The organism is Curtobacterium sp. PhB172, from assembly GCF_003752545.1.
Taxonomy (GTDB): domain Bacteria; phylum Actinomycetota; class Actinomycetes; order Actinomycetales; family Microbacteriaceae; genus Curtobacterium.
Genome location: NZ_RKIF01000009.1, coordinates 103,590 through 119,227, shown reverse-complemented (window position 1 = coordinate 119,227; position 15,638 = coordinate 103,590). Strand labels below are relative to the sequence as shown.

Here is a 15,638-nt window from a genome sequence, read left to right as displayed (position 1 = left end):
TTGAGGTGAGACAACCCTAGTGGCGGTAACGTTGCTGATCGTGCATGTACTCAGCGTGAGCTCCCTCAAGGGTGGTGTCGGCAAGACGACGGTGACGCTCGGCCTGACTTCGGCCGCCTTCGCCAAGGGACTGCGCACGCTGGTGGTGGATCTCGACCCGCAGTCCGACGTCTCCACCGGCCTCGACATCAACCTCGCCGGACACCTCAACGTGGCCGATGTCCTCGAGAACCCGAAGGAGAAGATCGTCCGTCAGGCGATCGCCCCCTCCGGGTGGACGAAGGGCTCGCAGGGCAAGATCGACGTCATGGTCGGGTCGCCCTCCGCGATCAACTTCGACGGGCCGCACCCCTCCATCCGCGACATCTGGAAGCTCGAAGAGGCCCTGGCCAACGTCGAGCAGGACTACGAGCTCGTGCTCATCGACTGCGCGCCGTCGCTGAACGCCCTCACGCGCACCGCGTGGGCAGCGTCCGACCGCGTCACCGTCGTCACCGAGCCCGGCCTGTTCTCCGTCGCCGCAGCCGACCGTGCGCTGCGGGCCATCGAGGAGATCCGCCGCGGTCTCTCCCCCCGCCTGCAGCCGCTCGGCATCATCGTGAACCGTGCCCGCGTCCAGTCGCTCGAGCACCAGTTCCGCATCAAGGAACTCCGCGACATGTTCGGCCCGCTCGTGCTCTCGCCGCAGCTGCCGGAGCGCACGTCGCTGCAGCAGGCGCAGGGTGCCGCGAAGCCCCTGCACGTGTGGCCCGGCGAGTCCGCGCAGGAGATGGCGAAGAACTTCGACCAGCTGCTCGAGCGCATCATGCGGACCGGCAAGATCGGGCCCTACGCCGACGGTTCGGGTGCCGTAGGCGCCTAGGCGCGTCGTTCGTAGGGCGTAGGCGCGTAGGCGGTCGTCGGGCGTTCGTGCGTCCCTGGCGTCGGGTTCTTCGGCGCTGGTCGTCGTCGATTCGCTGTCGTCGAGGTTCCAGGACTCGCCGCTCAGGTTTGCCGAGGTTCCACGTCGGAGGCCTGAGCGCGCCGAGGTTCCGAGATTTCGGAACCTCGGGGGCGGGACGACACGGTGCTCGCGTTCGAGTGCTGCATCCACCGAGGTCCGCCTCAGGTTGCCCGCCGTCGTCGAGGTTCCAGGACTCGCCGCTCAGGTTCGCCGAGGTTCCACGTCGGAGGCCTGAGCGCGCCGAGGTTCCGAGATTTCGGAACCTCAGGGGCAGACGGACGACCGCGAGGCCGTCCGGACGAGGGCGAGCGGCGCGGTCAGGAAGCGCGGGAAGCGCGGCGCGCGGCGAGCTCGTCGGACGGGTCGGCCGCTGCAGAGGCGTCGAGCTCGACCAGGGAGGTCTCGACCTCACGCAGGACCTTGCCGACCGCGATGCCGAAGACACCCTGACCGCGGGACACCAGGTCGATGACCTCGTCGTCCGAGGTGCACAGGTACACCGAGGCGCCGTCGGACATCAGGGTGGTCTGGGCGAGGTCGGACACGCCCGACTCGCGGAGCTGGTTCACAGCGGTGCGGATCTGCTGCAACGAGATGCCGGTGTCGAGCAGGCGCTTCACGAGCTTGAGCACGAGGATGTCGCGGAAGCCGTACAGGCGTTGGGACCCGGAGCCGGCAGCGCCGCGGATGGTGGGCTGCACGAGTTCGGTGCGTGCCCAGTAGTCGAGCTGGCGGTACGAGATGCCGGCTGCACGTGCGGCGACGGTGCCGCGGTAGCCGTTCTGCTCGTCGTGCTCGGGGAGGCCGTCGGTGAAGAGCAGCCCGAGGTCGTACCGCGTCGTGTCCGACTCGGTGCCTGGGGTGTCGTTCCCACTCATGCGCTTGCCTTCCACGACGATCGAGCTCCCACCCGAAGGTTCAACGACGGGTTGAGAGTTGTTCCGAGGTCAACGGTAGCGACTCCGACCGCTCCCGCGCGGGACATCCGACTCGGCGCGTCCGGCGTGTCGAGGATACGCCCCACCCACCGACGCACAAGCCCCCGCGGACCACCGGAACGGATCATGCGTCGAGACGACCGATCGCCGCGCGGATGAGGCTCGAGCGGATGACCTCGAGCTGGACGGCGATCTCGCGTGCGAGTTCCGTGGCCTTCGCCCGCGACGTCGCATCGCCCCGGCGGGACACCGGCATGAGCGCGGATTCGATGAGTCCGACCTCGCGCTCGGCGGTGCTGCGGAGCGTGCGCAGGTGCCGCGGCTCGATGCCGGTCCGCTGCAGCTCGACGAGTGCCTTGAGGACGGACACGCTGTCCTCGCCGTAGGTCTCTGTGGCGGGGAGCAGCGATGCGGAGACCGCGTCGGCCAGGAGCATCGGGGACGCGCCGGCCGCTCGGGCCGTTTCGTCACGGGTGTACCGACGCTCGCGCCCGAGGATCGAGGGGCGCGGGGCGTCCCCACCGCCCGGCAGGACGGGCTCGCGCCCGGCGTCGAGGTCGGCGAGGTAGTCCTTGATGACCTTGAGCGGCAGGTAGTGGTCGCGCTGCAGGCCGAGGATCACCCGGAGGCGGTCGACGTCGGCCGCCGAGAACTTGCGGTACCCGCTGGCCGTTCGGATCGGCGTGACGAGCTCGCGCTCTTCGAGGAAGCGCAGCTTGGAACTCGACAGGTCCGCGAACTCGGGCTTGAGGCGAGCGAGGACCTGCCCGATCGTGAGCAGGTCCGGTGCCACTGACCCCGCCCGGGCCGCAGCGGACCGTGCGGCCACTACGCGTTCGCCAGGCGCGCCAGGTCGACCCGGGACGCGTAGAACGTCAGACGGAACTTGCCGACCTGGACCTCTGCCCCGTCGGTGAGGGGCGCTTCGTCGATGCGGTCACCGTCGAAGTACGTGCCGTTGAGCGAACCGTTGTCCTTGACGGTGAACGCCGTGCCGTGCCGCAGGAACTGCGCGTGCTTGCGCGACACCGTGACGTCGTCGAGGAAGATGTCGGCGTCGGGGTGTCGGCCGGCGGTCGTGACGTCGGAGTCGAGGAGGAACCGCGCACCCACGTTCGGACCGCGGCGCACGACGAGCAGCGCCGATCCGGACGGCAGGGCGTTGACCGCCTCGCGCTCTTCCGCTGAGACACCGGACTCGGCGGTGAGCGCCGCGCCCATGTCCATGCTGAAGGTCAACGTGGTGTCGACCAGCCGCTGCTCCGGGGTCTTCTGACCGTCCGGCTGCGGGACCACTGGATCTGGCATCGGTGGACCTCCTCCTCTTGGCCCACCAGCGTATCGGAAAGGAGGGCTCCAGCGGCAGCCCCGAACTGGGCCTGTGGACGATCGTCCGCGGTGCGCGAACGCGCGGTCCGGGTTCAGCGACCGCGCGCGAGCAACCAGAGCAGGTACGGGGCGCCGACGACACCCGTCACGACGCCGACGGGCAGGGCGTTGCCGGGGATCGCGAACTGGGCGATGAGGTCGCTGCCGAGGGTGATCGCCGCTCCCACCGCGGCGGCCGGCCCGAGGGCGACGCGGCCGCCGCCGACGAGCCGACGGGCGATCGGCGCCGCCATCAGCGCGACGAACGACACCGGCCCCGCCGTGGCGACCGCAGCGGCGGTCAGGCACACCGCGGTGAGGAGCAGCAGCACCTTCGCGCGGTCCGGCCGGAGCCCGAGGGCCGCCGAGACCTCGTCGCCGAGCGTCAGGACGGTCAGGCGCGACGACTGCAGCAGGGCGAGCAGGAACAGCACGACGAACGCGACGCCGAGCACGCCGACCAGGTTCCGGTCGACGGCGTTCAGGCTGCCGGACAACCACAGCAGCGCGGTGCCGGCCTGGGTGACGGTGCCGCTGGTGAGCATCCACCCCGTGATGCTCAGGCAGATCGCCGAGACGCCGATCCCGACGAGCACGACCCGGTTGCCGGTGATCCCTCGCCGCCAGGCCAGTCCGGCGATCACGATCGACACCACGACCGCGCCGACGAGCACGACCGAGAACAGGGTGCCGCCGGACGCCCCGAACAGCACGATCGCGGTGAGACCCGCAGCACTGGCACCCGAGGTGATGCCGATGACGTCCGGGCTCGCGATCGGGTTGCGGACGACGCTCTGCACGATGGCGCCCGCGACCCCGAGGCTGGCGCCGACCAGGACCGCACCGAGCACCCGGGGGCCGCGCAGCTGTCCGATGACGAAGTCCGAGATGCGGTCGCCCTGGCCGAACAGCGCGCCGACCACCTGCGCCGGGGTGAGCGGGATCGAGCCGACCCCGAGACCGACGAGCACCAGCGCGACGAGCACGACGACGACGGCCGCAAGGACCACGAGCTCGCGTCGGACACCGACGAGCGCACCCCGAAGGGACGTCGACACCGTCACAGGCCCCGCACCGCCCTCGACCGCACGAGCGCGATGAACACCGGCGCACCGATGAGGGCCGTGACGATGCCGACCTGCAGCTCCCCCGGGTACGCCACGACGCGTCCGATGACGTCGGCCACCAGCAGCAGCGCCGGCGCGACGATCGCGGACAGCAGGATGGTCCACCGGTGGTCGGGGCCGCTCAGCCGACGGACGGCGTGCGGCACGGCGAGCCCGACGAAGGCGATCGGCCCCGCTGCGGCCACGGCCGAGCCGGCGAGCAGCACGGTCACGAGCCCGCCGACGGCCCGGACGAGCACGACGCGTTGCCCGAGGGACGCCGCGAGCTCGTCGCCGAGGGCGAGGGTGTTCAGCGAGCGGCCCAGGCCGAACGCGATCGCGAGACCGATCAGCACGGGCGCCGTGATGATGCCGGCAGTGCCGAGGTCCTTGCCGGCGAGGGCGCCCACCTGCCAGAACCGCAGCTGGTCGAGCAGGCTCGCGTTCGTGACGAGCACCGCCGTCGTGATCGACGACAGCGCGGCGGCGACCACGGCACCGGACAGCGCGAGTCCGACCGGCGACAGTCCGCGCCGGGCGACGGCGGCGATCCCGTAGACGAGCAGTGCCGCGAGGGCAGCACCGAGGAAGGCGAACGGCAGGTAGGCGGCCGTGCCGCTCACCCCGAAGAGCGCGATGCCGGCGACCACGGCGAGTGCCGCGCCGGAGTTGATACCGAGGACGCTCGGGTCGGCGAGCGGGTTGCGGGTCACGCCCTGCATCACCGCGCCGGCGACACCGAGGGCGGCACCCGCGAGGAGTCCGACGACGGTTCGCGGGACGCGGTTGCCGAGCACGATCAGCCCGACCTCGTCGTTCCGCCCCGGGTGCAGGACGGCGTCGAGCACGGTGTGGAGCGGGATCGGCCGGGATCCGTAGGCGATCGACAGCGCGCACGCCACGACGAGGACGATGACGGCCAGCACGGTCGCCCCGACCAGACGGGAGACGGAGGCGGGCGCCGGTGGCGCGGACGTGGAGGAGCGCATGGGAAGTAAGGCAACCCTAACGGACCCCGGGCGACCGAACCGGCAGCCCACTCGGCGTCCCCCGAGCAAGCCCGGAGCAGTCGCTGGGTCCGTTCATAGGCTCGTCATTGGATCGCCGCCTGTACTGGTCTCCATCGACACCCGCCCGGGTCGTCGAGGGACGACCGGAGAGCACCGATGAACGAGACCCCGAACCCCGCCGCCGACGCCGACCGCGAGCACGACGAGCAGGGCACCGCCCGGACCGACGGCACGCAGCAGCAGCGGCAGCAGCAGGCGTACGGGATGAGCTGGGAGGCACCCCACGCCGACCCCGCCACCCTCCGTCCGGCCTACGCCTTCGACGGCTCCGGCCCGTACCTGTACGGCCCGGACGGCTCCGGCCCCTACGCGTACTCCCCCGACGGCCGCGGCCCGTACCTGATCGGCAGCCCGGCGCTCACCGGCACCCACCACGCCTGGGCGCACACCGCGGCGACGGCGAACCACCCGGGAGCGAACACGAAGCGCCCGCGTCGCCTCGGGCTGATGATCGGCTCCGGCATCGCGGCCCTCGCGATCGTCGGTGCCGCCGGCGGCACGGCCCTCGGCCTGTCCTCGCAGAGCACGACCACGACGTCGAGCCAGTCGCAGGGCACCACGACGCTGCCCGACACCGGCAACAGCGACGGGACGAACGGCTTCACCGTCCCCGGAGACGGCACCGGCAGCGGCACCGGCAACGGCACCGACGGCAGCGGCACCACGGGCAACGGCAGCACCGGCACGAGCACCGAGTCCGCCGCCACCGCAGCGACCGCCGCCCAGAAGAAGGGCGTCGTGACGATCAACACCGTCCTGAACTACGACGAGTCCTCGCAGGCAGCCGGCACCGGCATGATCCTCAGCTCGAACGGCACGGTCCTGACGAACAACCACGTCATCCAGGGCGCCACGAGCATCACCGTCACCGACGAGACCACCGGCAAGGAGTACAAGGCGGACGTGGTCGGCACCGACGCCACGAACGACGTCGCCGTCCTGAAGCTCGAGGACGCCTCCGGCCTGTCCACCGTCACGCTCGACGACGACGGCGAGCCGAGCACCGGTGACACCGTCACCGACGTCGGCAACGCCGAGGGCACGGGCAACCTCGTCGCCGCCGAGGGCACCGTCACGGCCACCGACCAGGACATCCAGGTGCAGAGCGAGTCCGGCACCGGGACCGAGTCGCTGTCCGGTCTGATCGAGATCGCCGCGAACATCGTCTCCGGCGACTCCGGCGGCCCCGTCGTCGACAGCGAGGGCGAGGTCGTCGGCATGGCGACCGCAGCGTCCTCGGGTACCGCGGACGTCACCGGCTACGCCATCCCGATCACCACCGCGAAGGCGATCGCCGAGAAGATCCTGGCCGGGGAGTCCTCGAGCACGATCACCATCGGCCTGCCCGCGTTCCTCGGCGTCCAGGTCAGCAGCACCGCGAGCACCACGGGCGGCGTGGCCGTCGCCGGCACGGTCGAGGGGTCCGGTGCCGCGAGCGCCGGTCTGGCCGAGGGCGACACGATCACGAGCCTCGGCGGCAAGACGGTCACGACGTCGGACGAGCTCACCGCGGCCGTGCAGTCGCACTCCGTCGGCGACAAGGTCGTGGTCGGCTACACCGACAGCACCGGCGCAGCCAAGACCGTCACCGTCACCCTGACCGCCGGCCCGGCCGCCTAGGCGGAAGGAAGCAGCGCCCGCACCACCGACCGGTACACGTTGGCCCAGCGGGCACAGTGTCTGGAATCCGTTCAGCCGAGCAGCGCCCGCACCACCGACCGGTACACGTTGGCCGGGGAGTCCGTCTGGAAGACGGTCTCCCCGGCTTCCGTCTTGCCCACGCGGGCGAAGCCGATCCCCTCGGCGCGCACGATCGTCACGGGCTTCGGCTTGCCCGGCCGACGCAGGTACGACACCGTCCACGGAGCGGCCCAGAAGCGCGCGAGCCTCGGGTCCGCCTCGACGAGGGCCTCCGGCAGGTCCGGTGCGTCGGAGCCGCCGGCCAGCCGGCGGCCGAGCAGGTGCCCTGGGAGCGACCCCGTGCGGAACGGGAAGGTCCACGTCGGGCCGATGCCGAGCCTCCCGGCCGTCAGCGCGACCGCGCGGTCCGGCGTGACGGACGCGACCACCGCGCCCGCCTCGGCGGTCCCGTCCACGACGGTCTGCGACCAGGCCTGGAGGCGCGACTCGCCACCGTCGGGCAAGTGCTGTTCCAGCGTGACCGGCTGGGCATCGCCCTGCCACGGCTCGAGCAGGGTCTGGGTCGACTCGGGCAGCGTGCCGAGTCGGCCGACGAGGCCCGCTTCGATGAGTTCGCGGCCCGCCGCGGTGCGGAGGAGCGTCGGGTTCCACCGGCGTCCGGCGAGGCTCTTGAGCGTGCCGACCGCGTCGGCGCTCAGGCGGGGGCCGTCGAGCTCCGGGCCGGGCGCCGGGGTGGGCAGTGGCTCGAGGTCACGCTCGGGGCGGACCGGGGACGGCTCGGTGGCGCGGACGCTCTCGAGGACCGCGAACACGAGCTCGTCGGTCTCGAGCAGGCGTGCCAGGGGGCGTTCGATCGTCAGGTCGACGCGGTGCCGCCCGGTGACGAACAGCAGGTGCGCACCCGCGACGTCGCCGTGTTCGTCGGGACGGACGTACTCGACCAGGCGCGCGGGAGCCCCAGCGGCGGTCCAGGTGTCGCAGCCGACGAGCAGCAGCCCCTCGACGGAACCGGGCAGTCTCGCGAGGAGGCCCGTGTTCTCGTCGCCGATCGCGCGGTCGCTGGGTCGGGATCGGACGGTGAGGACGATGTCGTCGCCGGTGACGCGCAGGTCCGCCTGGGCAGAGTCCTCTCGGCGCCACTGGTCGGGGCGGCGGAGGGTGAGGCGGGCGGTGCGGTCCTCGGTGCCGAGCGGGACGGGGACTGCCATGGGTCGAGGCTACGTCGGGTGCGGGGTGCGGAGGGGCGCGGCTCGCCGTGCGCGCGCGGCGCGGGCGCGCCGCGGGCGCGGCGCGGGCGCGCCGCGGGCGCGGCGTGCGCGGCAGGCGGCGGCGCGGGCGACGCACGGTGCACGTCTCGTCGCCGGGAGCGAGGTTGGCGGCTCCGTGCCCCGATACAACGCCGCACGGAGCTGTCTCGCCCGCACGGGCCGAGGAAGTCCGCACCGTGCGGGCGCGACGACGCGAAACGTACACGGTGCGTCGGCCGTCAACCGGTGCAGGGTTGACCGCCCCGTGCAGCGCAGCAAGCTCGCACCGAGCGGCCACGCCCGCACGGCCCGACCAACTCTGCACCGTGCGGCCACGACCAGCGCCGCACGAGCCTCGCACGGTGCGAACCTCGCACGGTGCGAACCTCGCACGGTGCGAGGTCAGCGGCGGGGCGCGCGCGGGGCCGGGGGCTGCGGGACGGGCTTCGCGGCGACGACGTCGTCGAGCCGGACCTCGACCGGGCCGCGGCGGGTGGCGATCGTCACGGTGTCGGGGGTGCGGGCGACGAGGTCCCCGAGGGCGTCCTGTGCACCGTCGCCGTGGTGTGCCCGGACCACGAGCCGGTCCCCGATCGCGGCACCGTGCAGCACGCCGAGCGCACGGGCCCGCGCGATCGCTGCCTGTTCCCCGGTGCTCACCCGCCCAGCGTAGGGGCCGCCTAGAGTGAGGGGATGGCCAAGGCTCGCGTGGACAGCTGGATCTGGGCGGTGCGGATCACCAAGACCCGCTCCGCTGCGACCGCCGCGTGCAAGGCCGGGCACGTCCGGGTGAACGGGGAGCGCGCGAAGCCCGCGCAGCCGATCGGCCCCGGCGACGAGGTCCGGGTCCGCCAGAACGGCTTCGACCGGATCGTCGTCGTCACCGGCATCATCCTGAAGCGGACGAGTGCTCCCGAGGCCGCGAAGCACTTCGAGGACAGGACCCCGCCGCGGCTGTCCAAGGAAGAGGCGGGGTTCGTGCCGATGCGCGACCGCGGCGCCGGACGCCCGAGCAAGCGGGAGCGCCGCGACCTCGAGAAGCTCCGCGGCTACTGACGCCGGCCCCCGACGCCGTGCGGGCCGGACGTCAGACGAAACGGACGGTCTGCTGCAGTCGGTCGCGGATCTCGAACACGTCGACCGATCCGGGCGGAGACCACACGCCGTTCAGCACCTGCCCGAGCGCGCTGCGGCGCACGACGAGTGCGGTCGGCTTCTTCGGGGAGCCGACGAGCTGCACGTCGACCTCGACCGCGGAGTCCGGCACGACGAGCAACCGGCCGGTGAACCGCACCCGGGTCTGCTTCTGCACGGCACGGGCGGCGCGGACGAGTTCCTTCACCGGACGCTCGCCGGGCGCCAGGGTCTCCCCGACGATGTCGCCGTGCTCGACCCGGACGGGGGCTCCCCAGTCGATCGACTCCACGGCCCAGAGCCCGCTCGGGGTCAGGACGGCATGGTCGAGCTTGCCCTCGGCCCCGGCGTCGAGGTCGTGCCAGACGGTGACGCCGATGCCCATGTCCGAGACGATCGAGGCGGTGGCCTCTTCGGCGAGCGCTTCACCGAGCAGCCGTCGGATGTGCCGGGGCGCGGAACGGATGAGGGTGGGGTCGTAGGGGTCCTCGATGGGGTCGCCGAGTCCGACCCATTCGCGTTCTGCCTGCAGGAAGACCTCGCGGGAGCGTCCGCCGGGGTGTCCGTGGGACCGGGCGCGGGGGCGGGTGTCGCGACGGGCTGACGGGGGTGCGTAGGCGTCGCGACCGGTGTCGGGCCTCCCGGTCGACGAACCGGACGCACCGGGCGCGCTGAACGGGCCGGCGCCGCCGCTGCTGAACGCGCCGCGCGAGCCGGCGTCGTAGGCGCGGCGTGCTGCGGGCGTGCCGATGCGTTCCCAGGCGAGCTGGACGCGGCGGAAGTGCTGGGCGTCGCCGCCGAGGTCGGGGTGGGATTCGCGGGCCGCGCGGCGGTAGGCGCGGCGGAGCGCGTCGTCGTCGGCGGTCGCGGGGACGCCGAGGACTTCGTACGGGGTGGCGTCGGCCGGGCTGTCGGTCATGGCCCTGCGACATTACCCGAGGCAGGGTACGAGTCCGCCGCGTGGTTGCTGGGGACGGCCTGGAGGAACGGATGGACTCGACCCCACCGGCTGCGGTCAGCGACTGGTCGCCTCCACCACCCCGAACGCGACGGGCGCGTCGAGGAACCGCGCGTACCGGGCGGCGGCCGCCTCGAGCGCGCGCACCGAGGCGTCGTCGAGTGCCGCGAAGGGTGTGACGGTGACGGTCACCCCGCTGGCGCGCTCGGTCCGCTTCCAGGTGCCGACGACCCGCCCGCGGACCACGGCCATCGGCAGGAACATGCCGTTGGCGCCCGGGACGACCCGGTCGGCGTGTGCGGGGTCGAGCTGGGCGGAGCGGTCGGCGTACCCGAGCAGGTACTCGTCGAACCCGGGCAGCAGGTGGCCGGTGGGTGTGCCGCCGGTGGTGGGACGGTCGGCGAGCGCGAGGAGTCCGCCGCCGAGGTCCTCGACGGTGTCGCCGGCGGCGGCTCGGGCACGGCGGAGGTCGCCGAGCGGGAGCTTCGTCCAGCTGGCGGCGTCGGCCTCGGTGGCGGGTCCTCGGCCTCGGAGGTACCCGAGCAGGACCCGGCGGAGTGCTTCGTCGCGGTCGGGGACCTCGGTGAGCGCCGGTGCCCACTCGTCGAGGAGCACGAGTCCCTGGCCGACGCGGGCGGTGGGCCCCCAGGCGACGAGCCCCTCTTGCGAGAGCTGCAGCAGCAGGTGGTAGCCGCGGCCGGCGGCGGGGTCGATGCCGGCGGCGCGGTACTCGTCGAAGAGTTCGTCGCGGACGAGGGCGCGGCCGCCGGACAGTGCGGCGACGGTGGTGTCCCGTGCTCGGTCGAGCAGGGGCTGGTCGATGCCGAGTTCGGTGGCGCGTCGGGCGATGCTGCGCAGGGTCCGTTCGGCGGTCAGGGAGAGCAGGAGCCGCAGGTCGTCGGGGCGCATGGCGTGCAGTGTGCCCCGCATCGGCCAGGAGCGGACGAGCTCGCCGCGGTCGAAGGCGGCGCGGACGTCGTCACGGGTGGCCCCGGGTGTGCGGACCCCGATGGCCCAGAGGACCTGGCCGAGGTCCTGCCCCTGCACGGCGGTCATCCGTTCGACCGCACCGGTGGGGCTGAGGCCGGGGACGGCGATCCCCTGCGCGGCGAGCCGCAGGGTGCGGAGCTGCGCAGGGGTCGGGGTCACGCGACGGCGGCGGCGATGGCGTCGGCGTGCTGCTCGATGTAGGCGACGTCGGCCCGGTACAGGTCGGCGTGCCCGTGCGCCAGGTCGCTGACGAACTTCGGGTTGCCGGCGGCGGCCTCGGTCTCCATGGTGGTGACCATCGCGACGAGGGACGCGGCCATCGTCTCGGCGAGGACGCTGCGGGAGCGGTCGTCGAGGTCGTAGGCGCGGCAGAACTCCGCGGCGCGGGCGAGCCGGTCGTCGAGGTCCGGGGCGGTCATGCCCTCGACGGCGCCGGTGGTGAACGGGGCGAACCGGTACACGGCACTCGCGACGTCCCAGACCCGGGGCCCGGGGTGTGCGGTGTCGAAGTCGATGAGCCCCACGGCCTGGATGCCGTCGTAGACGCAGTTGTAGGGGGCGAAGTCGCCGTGCACGATCGTCTCGACGGGCGTGCGTTCGGCCTGCGACCAGCAGTCGCGTGCCCCGTCACGCGGGAACGTGGTCGCGGCGTCGTGGAAGTGCCGGAGCAGTCGTGCGCTCGTGACGAGGGCGGCTTCGCTCGCGACGTCCTCGGTCCACGGGTACTCCCCCGCGACCCCGGGGACGAACGACACCGTCTCGAGGGTGTCGCCGTGCTCGATCGGTTCCGGTGCCGCGACGAACCCCTGTTCGTGCAGGTGTGCGAGCAGCCGGTGGACGGTCGGTGTCCACGGTCCGGCCGGGCGGTGGACTCGGTCGTCGGCCCTGGTGATCCGCTCCATGGGGAACCTCCTGTGTGTGCGTCTCCGTTGACGTCCGGCCAGCGTATCGACGTGTGCCGCCGCGTGTGACCCGGTGGTGTGAACAACACGTCACGTGACGGCATGCAGCGTTGCATGCAAGGGCGTACGATCGTGCACCGTGGAGCAGCACACGACGACCCAGGCCGCATCCGACCGCGCGTACGACCACGTCAAACGGGCGATCATCCGCGGCGACCTCCCCGGTGGCACCGCGATCAGCGAGAACGCCCTGTGCCAGGAGATCGGGGTGTCCCGCACCCCCGTGCACGAGGCCTTCCTCCGCCTGGCCGCCGAGGACCTGCTCACCCTGGAGTCCCGCAAGGGTGCCGTCGTGCGCCCGATGTCCCCGAACGAGGCGGCGGACGTCCTGGAGATGCGCGAGGCGATCGAGGCCACGGCGGCGACCCGCGTCGTGACCGACGGCCGCGTGGCGGACGTCACCCCGGGCCTCCAGGCCATGCTGGCGGAGCAGGAGCAGGCGGTCGCGACGGGCGACGTCGACCGGTTCATCGAGGTCGACGCGGCGTTCCACGGTGCGGTGATCGGCGCGTCGCGGAACGCGATCGCGGTGCGCTTCGCGCAGACGCTCCGTGACCGGCAGAACCGGCTCCGACACCAGCTGATGCGGGTGCAGCCGTCGCAGCTGCAGGCCTCGCTCGACGACCACCGAGCCCTCGCGGCAGCCCTGGCAGCGGGCGACGCGGCCCGCTACGCCGAGGTCCTGCACGACCACGTCGCCTCGCACCGGGGCGCCCTGTGAGCGCGACGGGGAGCATCCCCACCACCGGCTCGCTGTCCGTCCCCTCGGCGCGCGTCATGCCCTGGGTCGCGGTGTGGGGCGCGGTGTTCGTCTGCTCGTGGGGCGGCAACCAGTTCTCGCCCCTGCTGCTCATGTACGAGGGCCGCGAGCACTACTCGTCGGTCGTCGTCAACGTCTTCCTGGGCGTCTACGTGCTCGGGCTCGCGCCGGCGCTGCTCATCGCCGGGTCACTGTCCGACCGGCACGGCCGCAAGCCCCTCATGCTCGCCGCCATCGTGTCCGCCGTCGTCGGCAGCGGACTGCTCGCGCTCGGACCGCTCGGCCCCGGGTTCCTGGCGGCCGGGCGGCTGTTCTCCGGCATCACCGTCGGCATCGCGATGGCCGTCGGCAACAGCTGGGTCAAGGAACTGTCACAGGGACGCTTCGACCCATCCGCCGACGCCGGGTCCGGTGCCCGCCGGGCCTCGCTGGCGTTCACGCTCGGTTCGGCCTCCGGCGCGCTGGTGGCCGGACTCATCGCACAGTGGGGCCCCATCCCCGAGGTGCTGCCCTTCCTGGTCCACATCGTCGTCGCCCTGCCCTTCGCCATGGTCGTCTGGCGCACCCCCGAGACCAACCGCTCCGGCGGGGTCCCCGGTCCGTGGTGGCGCCAGCTGCGGGTGCCGAGCGCCGGGCACCGACGGTTCACCCGCGTGGTGCTCGTCACCGCCCCGTGGATCTTCGGCTCGGCGGCGATCGGGTACGGCTACCTGCCGACCCAGCTCACCGGGGCCACCGGCGCGTGGGGCCTGGTGTTCGCCACCGCCGCGACCGTCGTCGCCCTCGGAGTGTCCAGCGCGGTCCAACCGCTCGCGCGGCGCGTGCACTCGCTGACCTCGGCCCGCGGGCTCACGACGGCCCTCGCGTGCATGACCGCCGGCATCGCCGTGGTCGTCGTCGCGATCGAGCTGCAGTCCGTCGTGGTCGGACTCGCCGCGAACGTCGTCATCGGCGTCGGGATCGGGCTCGCCCTGGTGTCGTCGTTGCTCGAGGTGCAGCGGATCGCGGGGTCCCGCGACCTGGCCGGACTGACCGGGGTGTTCTACGCGGCGGCGTACGCGGGGTTCCTGGCGCCCGCCGTGATCGCGGCGATCGCGAACGTGGTGGCGCTGCCGGTCGTCCTCTGGGTGATCGTCGGACTCGGTGTCGTGTCGTGGTGCGCGGTGCTCGTGTCGTCGCGGCGGTACCTGCCGACGGCGTAGGCGCGCAGGGGCGCGGGCGGCGCAGGGGCGCGGGGGTGCGGCAGTGCGGGGGCGCGGGCGCGGGCGGGCGTGCGGGGGCGCCGCACCGTGCGCGGTGCGTCGGTCCGTGCGACACCTGCCGCTCGGTGCGAGGTTGATGCGGCGCACGGAGCGATCAAGCCAGCACCGAACGAACGACCTCGCACCGTGCGCCGGACGCCGGACGCCGGACGCCATGCACTGTGCGCCGAACGACCTCGCACCGTGCGACCTCGCGCCATGCACTGTGCGCCGTGCGACCTCGCACCGTGCGCCAACGGCGTACCGCCCGCTAGAACTGGTCGCGCAGCCAGGACGGCCCGTGCACCACGGCACCGAGCGCCTCGACGCGGGCACGGAGCTCGCGGTCAGCCGTGACGACCACGACGGGACCGTCTCCGGCCTCGACCGCGGCACGAGCGGCGTCCACGATGGCGTCGTCCCCCGAACCCGGCGCTGCGACGACCTCGAGTGCACGGGGCAGTGCACGGGGCAGTGCGCCGTCCGACGCCCCGGAGGCGCCCCGGGCCTCGCCCTCGAGCACCACGGTCCACCGCGGCCACCACCGGGCGAACGGCAGCGCCAGCACGTCGGCGGTCACCCCGGACTCGGCGAGCGCCGTCACCGACGACAGCAGGCGTGCGGCGGCTCCCGCCCGGTCCTTCCACCAGCCGTCGGGCACGCTGCCGACGACGTTCGCCGCGTCGACGACGACGTGCGGGGTGGTGGTGAGGGACGCACGGAGCGCCGGCCACGACCTCCCGAACCCGGGGTGGAGCGGCAGGTCGTCGACCTCGTCGACGGGGATCCAGGACAGGGCGAGGCTCTCGCGGTCCGCGATCACCGGTTCGAACGGCCGAGCGGCACGCCCCACCACGGTCGTGTAGGTCCAGAACCCCAGGTCGAGCAGTGCCGTGTGGCGGAGGTCGACGCCGTCGTGCGGCACACCGGCTTCCTCGGCGGACTCGCGGAGCGCACCGGTGACGGCGTCCTCGCCCTGGTGTCGTGCGCCGCCGGGGATGCCCCACGTGCCGCCGTGGTGACTCCACTCGACGCGGTGCTGCAGGAGCACGCGTCCGGCGCCGTCGTCGACGAGCAGTCCTGCGGCACCGAAGAGTCCCCAGGCCTTGGTGCCGTCGGGGCCGACCGCCCAGGCGTCGCCGGGGTCGCGGGGGCCTGGTGGCGGTCCGGGAGGCGTGGAGTCTGGCACACACCAACCCTGTCACACGGTGCAGGGCATGTGACCGGAGACGACGGGGCCGGAGACGACGAGCCGTGGCCCGGCGCAGCTGCTCGTGTAC

16 protein-coding genes are annotated in these 15,638 nt (G+C 73.0%); 5 read left to right on the top strand and 11 right to left on the bottom strand.

Translation table 11 applies throughout. The features are described from left to right. Nucleotides 1-40: 40 nt before the first annotated feature. The gene (locus EDF42_RS12910) at nt 41-862 is read left to right on the top strand and encodes a ParA family protein (protein ID WP_123292451.1); all 822 of its coding nucleotides are present in this window, start codon (nt 41-43) and stop codon (nt 860-862) included. Between the two features lie 398 nt (nt 863-1,260). Here EDF42_RS12910 and EDF42_RS12905 read toward each other — a convergent pair whose 3' ends face one another. From EDF42_RS12905 to EDF42_RS12885, 5 genes are all read right to left on the bottom strand, one after another. After that, nucleotides 1,261-1,821 (bottom strand): MerR family transcriptional regulator, encoded by a 561-nt coding sequence (locus EDF42_RS12905; protein ID WP_111085817.1) that lies wholly within the window; start codon nt 1,819-1,821, stop codon nt 1,261-1,263. A gap of 184 nt (nt 1,822-2,005) precedes the next feature. Next, entirely contained in the window at nt 2,006-2,710 is a 705-nt protein-coding gene (locus EDF42_RS12900; RefSeq protein WP_123672594.1) for a MerR family transcriptional regulator, read from the bottom strand. Beyond that, nucleotides 2,710-3,189 (bottom strand): FHA domain-containing protein, encoded by a 480-nt coding sequence (locus EDF42_RS12895; RefSeq protein WP_123292449.1) that lies wholly within the window; start codon nt 3,187-3,189, stop codon nt 2,710-2,712. The genes EDF42_RS12900 and EDF42_RS12895 overlap by 1 nt, the downstream gene beginning before the upstream one ends. 113 nt (nt 3,190-3,302) lie before the next feature. Then, on the bottom strand, nt 3,303-4,307 hold the full coding sequence (locus EDF42_RS12890; protein WP_123672852.1) for an iron chelate uptake ABC transporter family permease subunit: 1,005 nt from the start codon (nt 4,305-4,307) through the stop codon (nt 3,303-3,305). 2 nt (nt 4,308-4,309) lie between these two features. Beyond that, nucleotides 4,310-5,344 (bottom strand): iron ABC transporter permease, encoded by a 1,035-nt coding sequence (locus tag EDF42_RS12885; protein WP_123672593.1) that lies wholly within the window; start codon nt 5,342-5,344, stop codon nt 4,310-4,312. A 177-nt stretch (nt 5,345-5,521) separates the two neighbouring features. Here EDF42_RS12885 and EDF42_RS12880 point away from each other — a divergent pair, with 177 nt between their 5' ends. Then, a complete protein-coding gene (locus tag EDF42_RS12880; RefSeq protein ID WP_260235473.1) occupies nt 5,522-7,045 on the top strand; it encodes a S1C family serine protease in 1,524 nt (507 codons plus the stop codon). A gap of 71 nt (nt 7,046-7,116) precedes the next feature. Here EDF42_RS12880 and EDF42_RS12875 read toward each other — a convergent pair whose 3' ends face one another. Together EDF42_RS12875 and EDF42_RS12870 are read right to left on the bottom strand one after the other, a co-directional pair. Beyond that, nucleotides 7,117-8,274 carry a hypothetical protein gene (locus tag EDF42_RS12875; protein ID WP_123672592.1) on the bottom strand — a complete coding sequence of 386 codons (1,158 nt, stop codon included), beginning with the start codon at nt 8,272-8,274 and terminating at the stop codon, nt 7,117-7,119. A 441-nt stretch (nt 8,275-8,715) separates the two neighbouring features. Then, nucleotides 8,716-8,973: a hypothetical protein gene (locus EDF42_RS12870; protein ID WP_260235471.1), complete on the bottom strand. Its 258-nt coding sequence runs from the start codon at nt 8,971-8,973 to the stop codon at nt 8,716-8,718. Nucleotides 8,974-9,006: 33 nt separating this feature from the next. On the opposite strand from EDF42_RS12870, the gene EDF42_RS12865 reads away from it, so the two are divergent. Next, nucleotides 9,007-9,369, top strand: coding sequence for an RNA-binding S4 domain-containing protein (locus EDF42_RS12865; RefSeq protein ID WP_071254500.1), 363 nt, complete (start codon nt 9,007-9,009; stop codon nt 9,367-9,369). A gap of 31 nt (nt 9,370-9,400) precedes the next feature. Here EDF42_RS12865 and EDF42_RS12860 read toward each other — a convergent pair whose 3' ends face one another. The 3 genes from EDF42_RS12860 to EDF42_RS12850 all read right to left on the bottom strand — a co-directional run bounded on the left by EDF42_RS12860 (nt 9,401) and on the right by EDF42_RS12850 (nt 12,297). Next, nucleotides 9,401-10,366 carry a DnaJ domain-containing protein gene (locus EDF42_RS12860; protein WP_123672591.1) on the bottom strand — a complete coding sequence of 322 codons (966 nt, stop codon included), beginning with the start codon at nt 10,364-10,366 and terminating at the stop codon, nt 9,401-9,403. 96 nt (nt 10,367-10,462) lie between these two features. Beyond that, nucleotides 10,463-11,554 carry a winged helix DNA-binding domain-containing protein gene (locus EDF42_RS12855; protein WP_123672590.1) on the bottom strand — a complete coding sequence of 364 codons (1,092 nt, stop codon included), beginning with the start codon at nt 11,552-11,554 and terminating at the stop codon, nt 10,463-10,465. Next, entirely contained in the window at nt 11,551-12,297 is a 747-nt protein-coding gene (locus EDF42_RS12850; protein ID WP_123292443.1) for a phosphotransferase enzyme family protein, read from the bottom strand. Before EDF42_RS12850 ends, EDF42_RS12855 begins: the two co-directional genes overlap by 4 nt. A gap of 139 nt (nt 12,298-12,436) precedes the next feature. Between EDF42_RS12850 and EDF42_RS12845 the strand changes: the two genes are divergently transcribed. Together EDF42_RS12845 and EDF42_RS12840 are read left to right on the top strand one after the other, a co-directional pair. Beyond that, entirely contained in the window at nt 12,437-13,078 is a 642-nt protein-coding gene (locus EDF42_RS12845) for a GntR family transcriptional regulator (RefSeq protein WP_123672589.1), read from the top strand. After that, a complete protein-coding gene (locus EDF42_RS12840) occupies nt 13,075-14,319 on the top strand; it encodes an MFS transporter (RefSeq protein WP_221181028.1) in 1,245 nt (414 codons plus the stop codon). The genes EDF42_RS12845 and EDF42_RS12840 overlap by 4 nt, the downstream gene beginning before the upstream one ends. Before the next feature lie 310 nt (nt 14,320-14,629). Here the strand turns inward: EDF42_RS12840 and EDF42_RS12835 are convergent, their stop codons facing one another. Beyond that, nucleotides 14,630-15,547, bottom strand: a complete 918-nt coding sequence (locus EDF42_RS12835; RefSeq protein WP_123672588.1) for an NUDIX hydrolase — start codon at nt 15,545-15,547, stop codon at nt 14,630-14,632. Between the last annotated feature and the right edge of the window lie 91 nt (nt 15,548-15,638).

What these genes read in the sequence shown, in the direction of transcription:
- EDF42_RS12905 (WP_111085817.1), bottom strand. Translation starts at nt 1,821, where the DNA reads ATGAGTGGGAACGACACCCCAGGCACCGAGTCGGACACGACGCGGTAC.
- EDF42_RS12895 (WP_123292449.1), bottom strand. Translation starts at nt 3,189, where the DNA reads ATGCCAGATCCAGTGGTCCCGCAGCCGGACGGTCAGAAGACCCCGGAG.
- EDF42_RS12885 (WP_123672593.1), bottom strand. Translation starts at nt 5,344, where the DNA reads ATGCGCTCCTCCACGTCCGCGCCACCGGCGCCCGCCTCCGTCTCCCGT.
- EDF42_RS12880 (WP_260235473.1), top strand. Translation starts at nt 5,522, where the DNA reads ATGAACGAGACCCCGAACCCCGCCGCCGACGCCGACCGCGAGCACGAC.
- EDF42_RS12875 (WP_123672592.1), bottom strand. Translation starts at nt 8,274, where the DNA reads ATGGCAGTCCCCGTCCCGCTCGGCACCGAGGACCGCACCGCCCGCCTC.
- EDF42_RS12865 (WP_071254500.1), top strand. Translation starts at nt 9,007, where the DNA reads ATGGCCAAGGCTCGCGTGGACAGCTGGATCTGGGCGGTGCGGATCACC.
- EDF42_RS12860 (WP_123672591.1), bottom strand. Translation starts at nt 10,366, where the DNA reads ATGACCGACAGCCCGGCCGACGCCACCCCGTACGAAGTCCTCGGCGTC.
- EDF42_RS12850 (WP_123292443.1), bottom strand. Translation starts at nt 12,297, where the DNA reads ATGGAGCGGATCACCAGGGCCGACGACCGAGTCCACCGCCCGGCCGGA.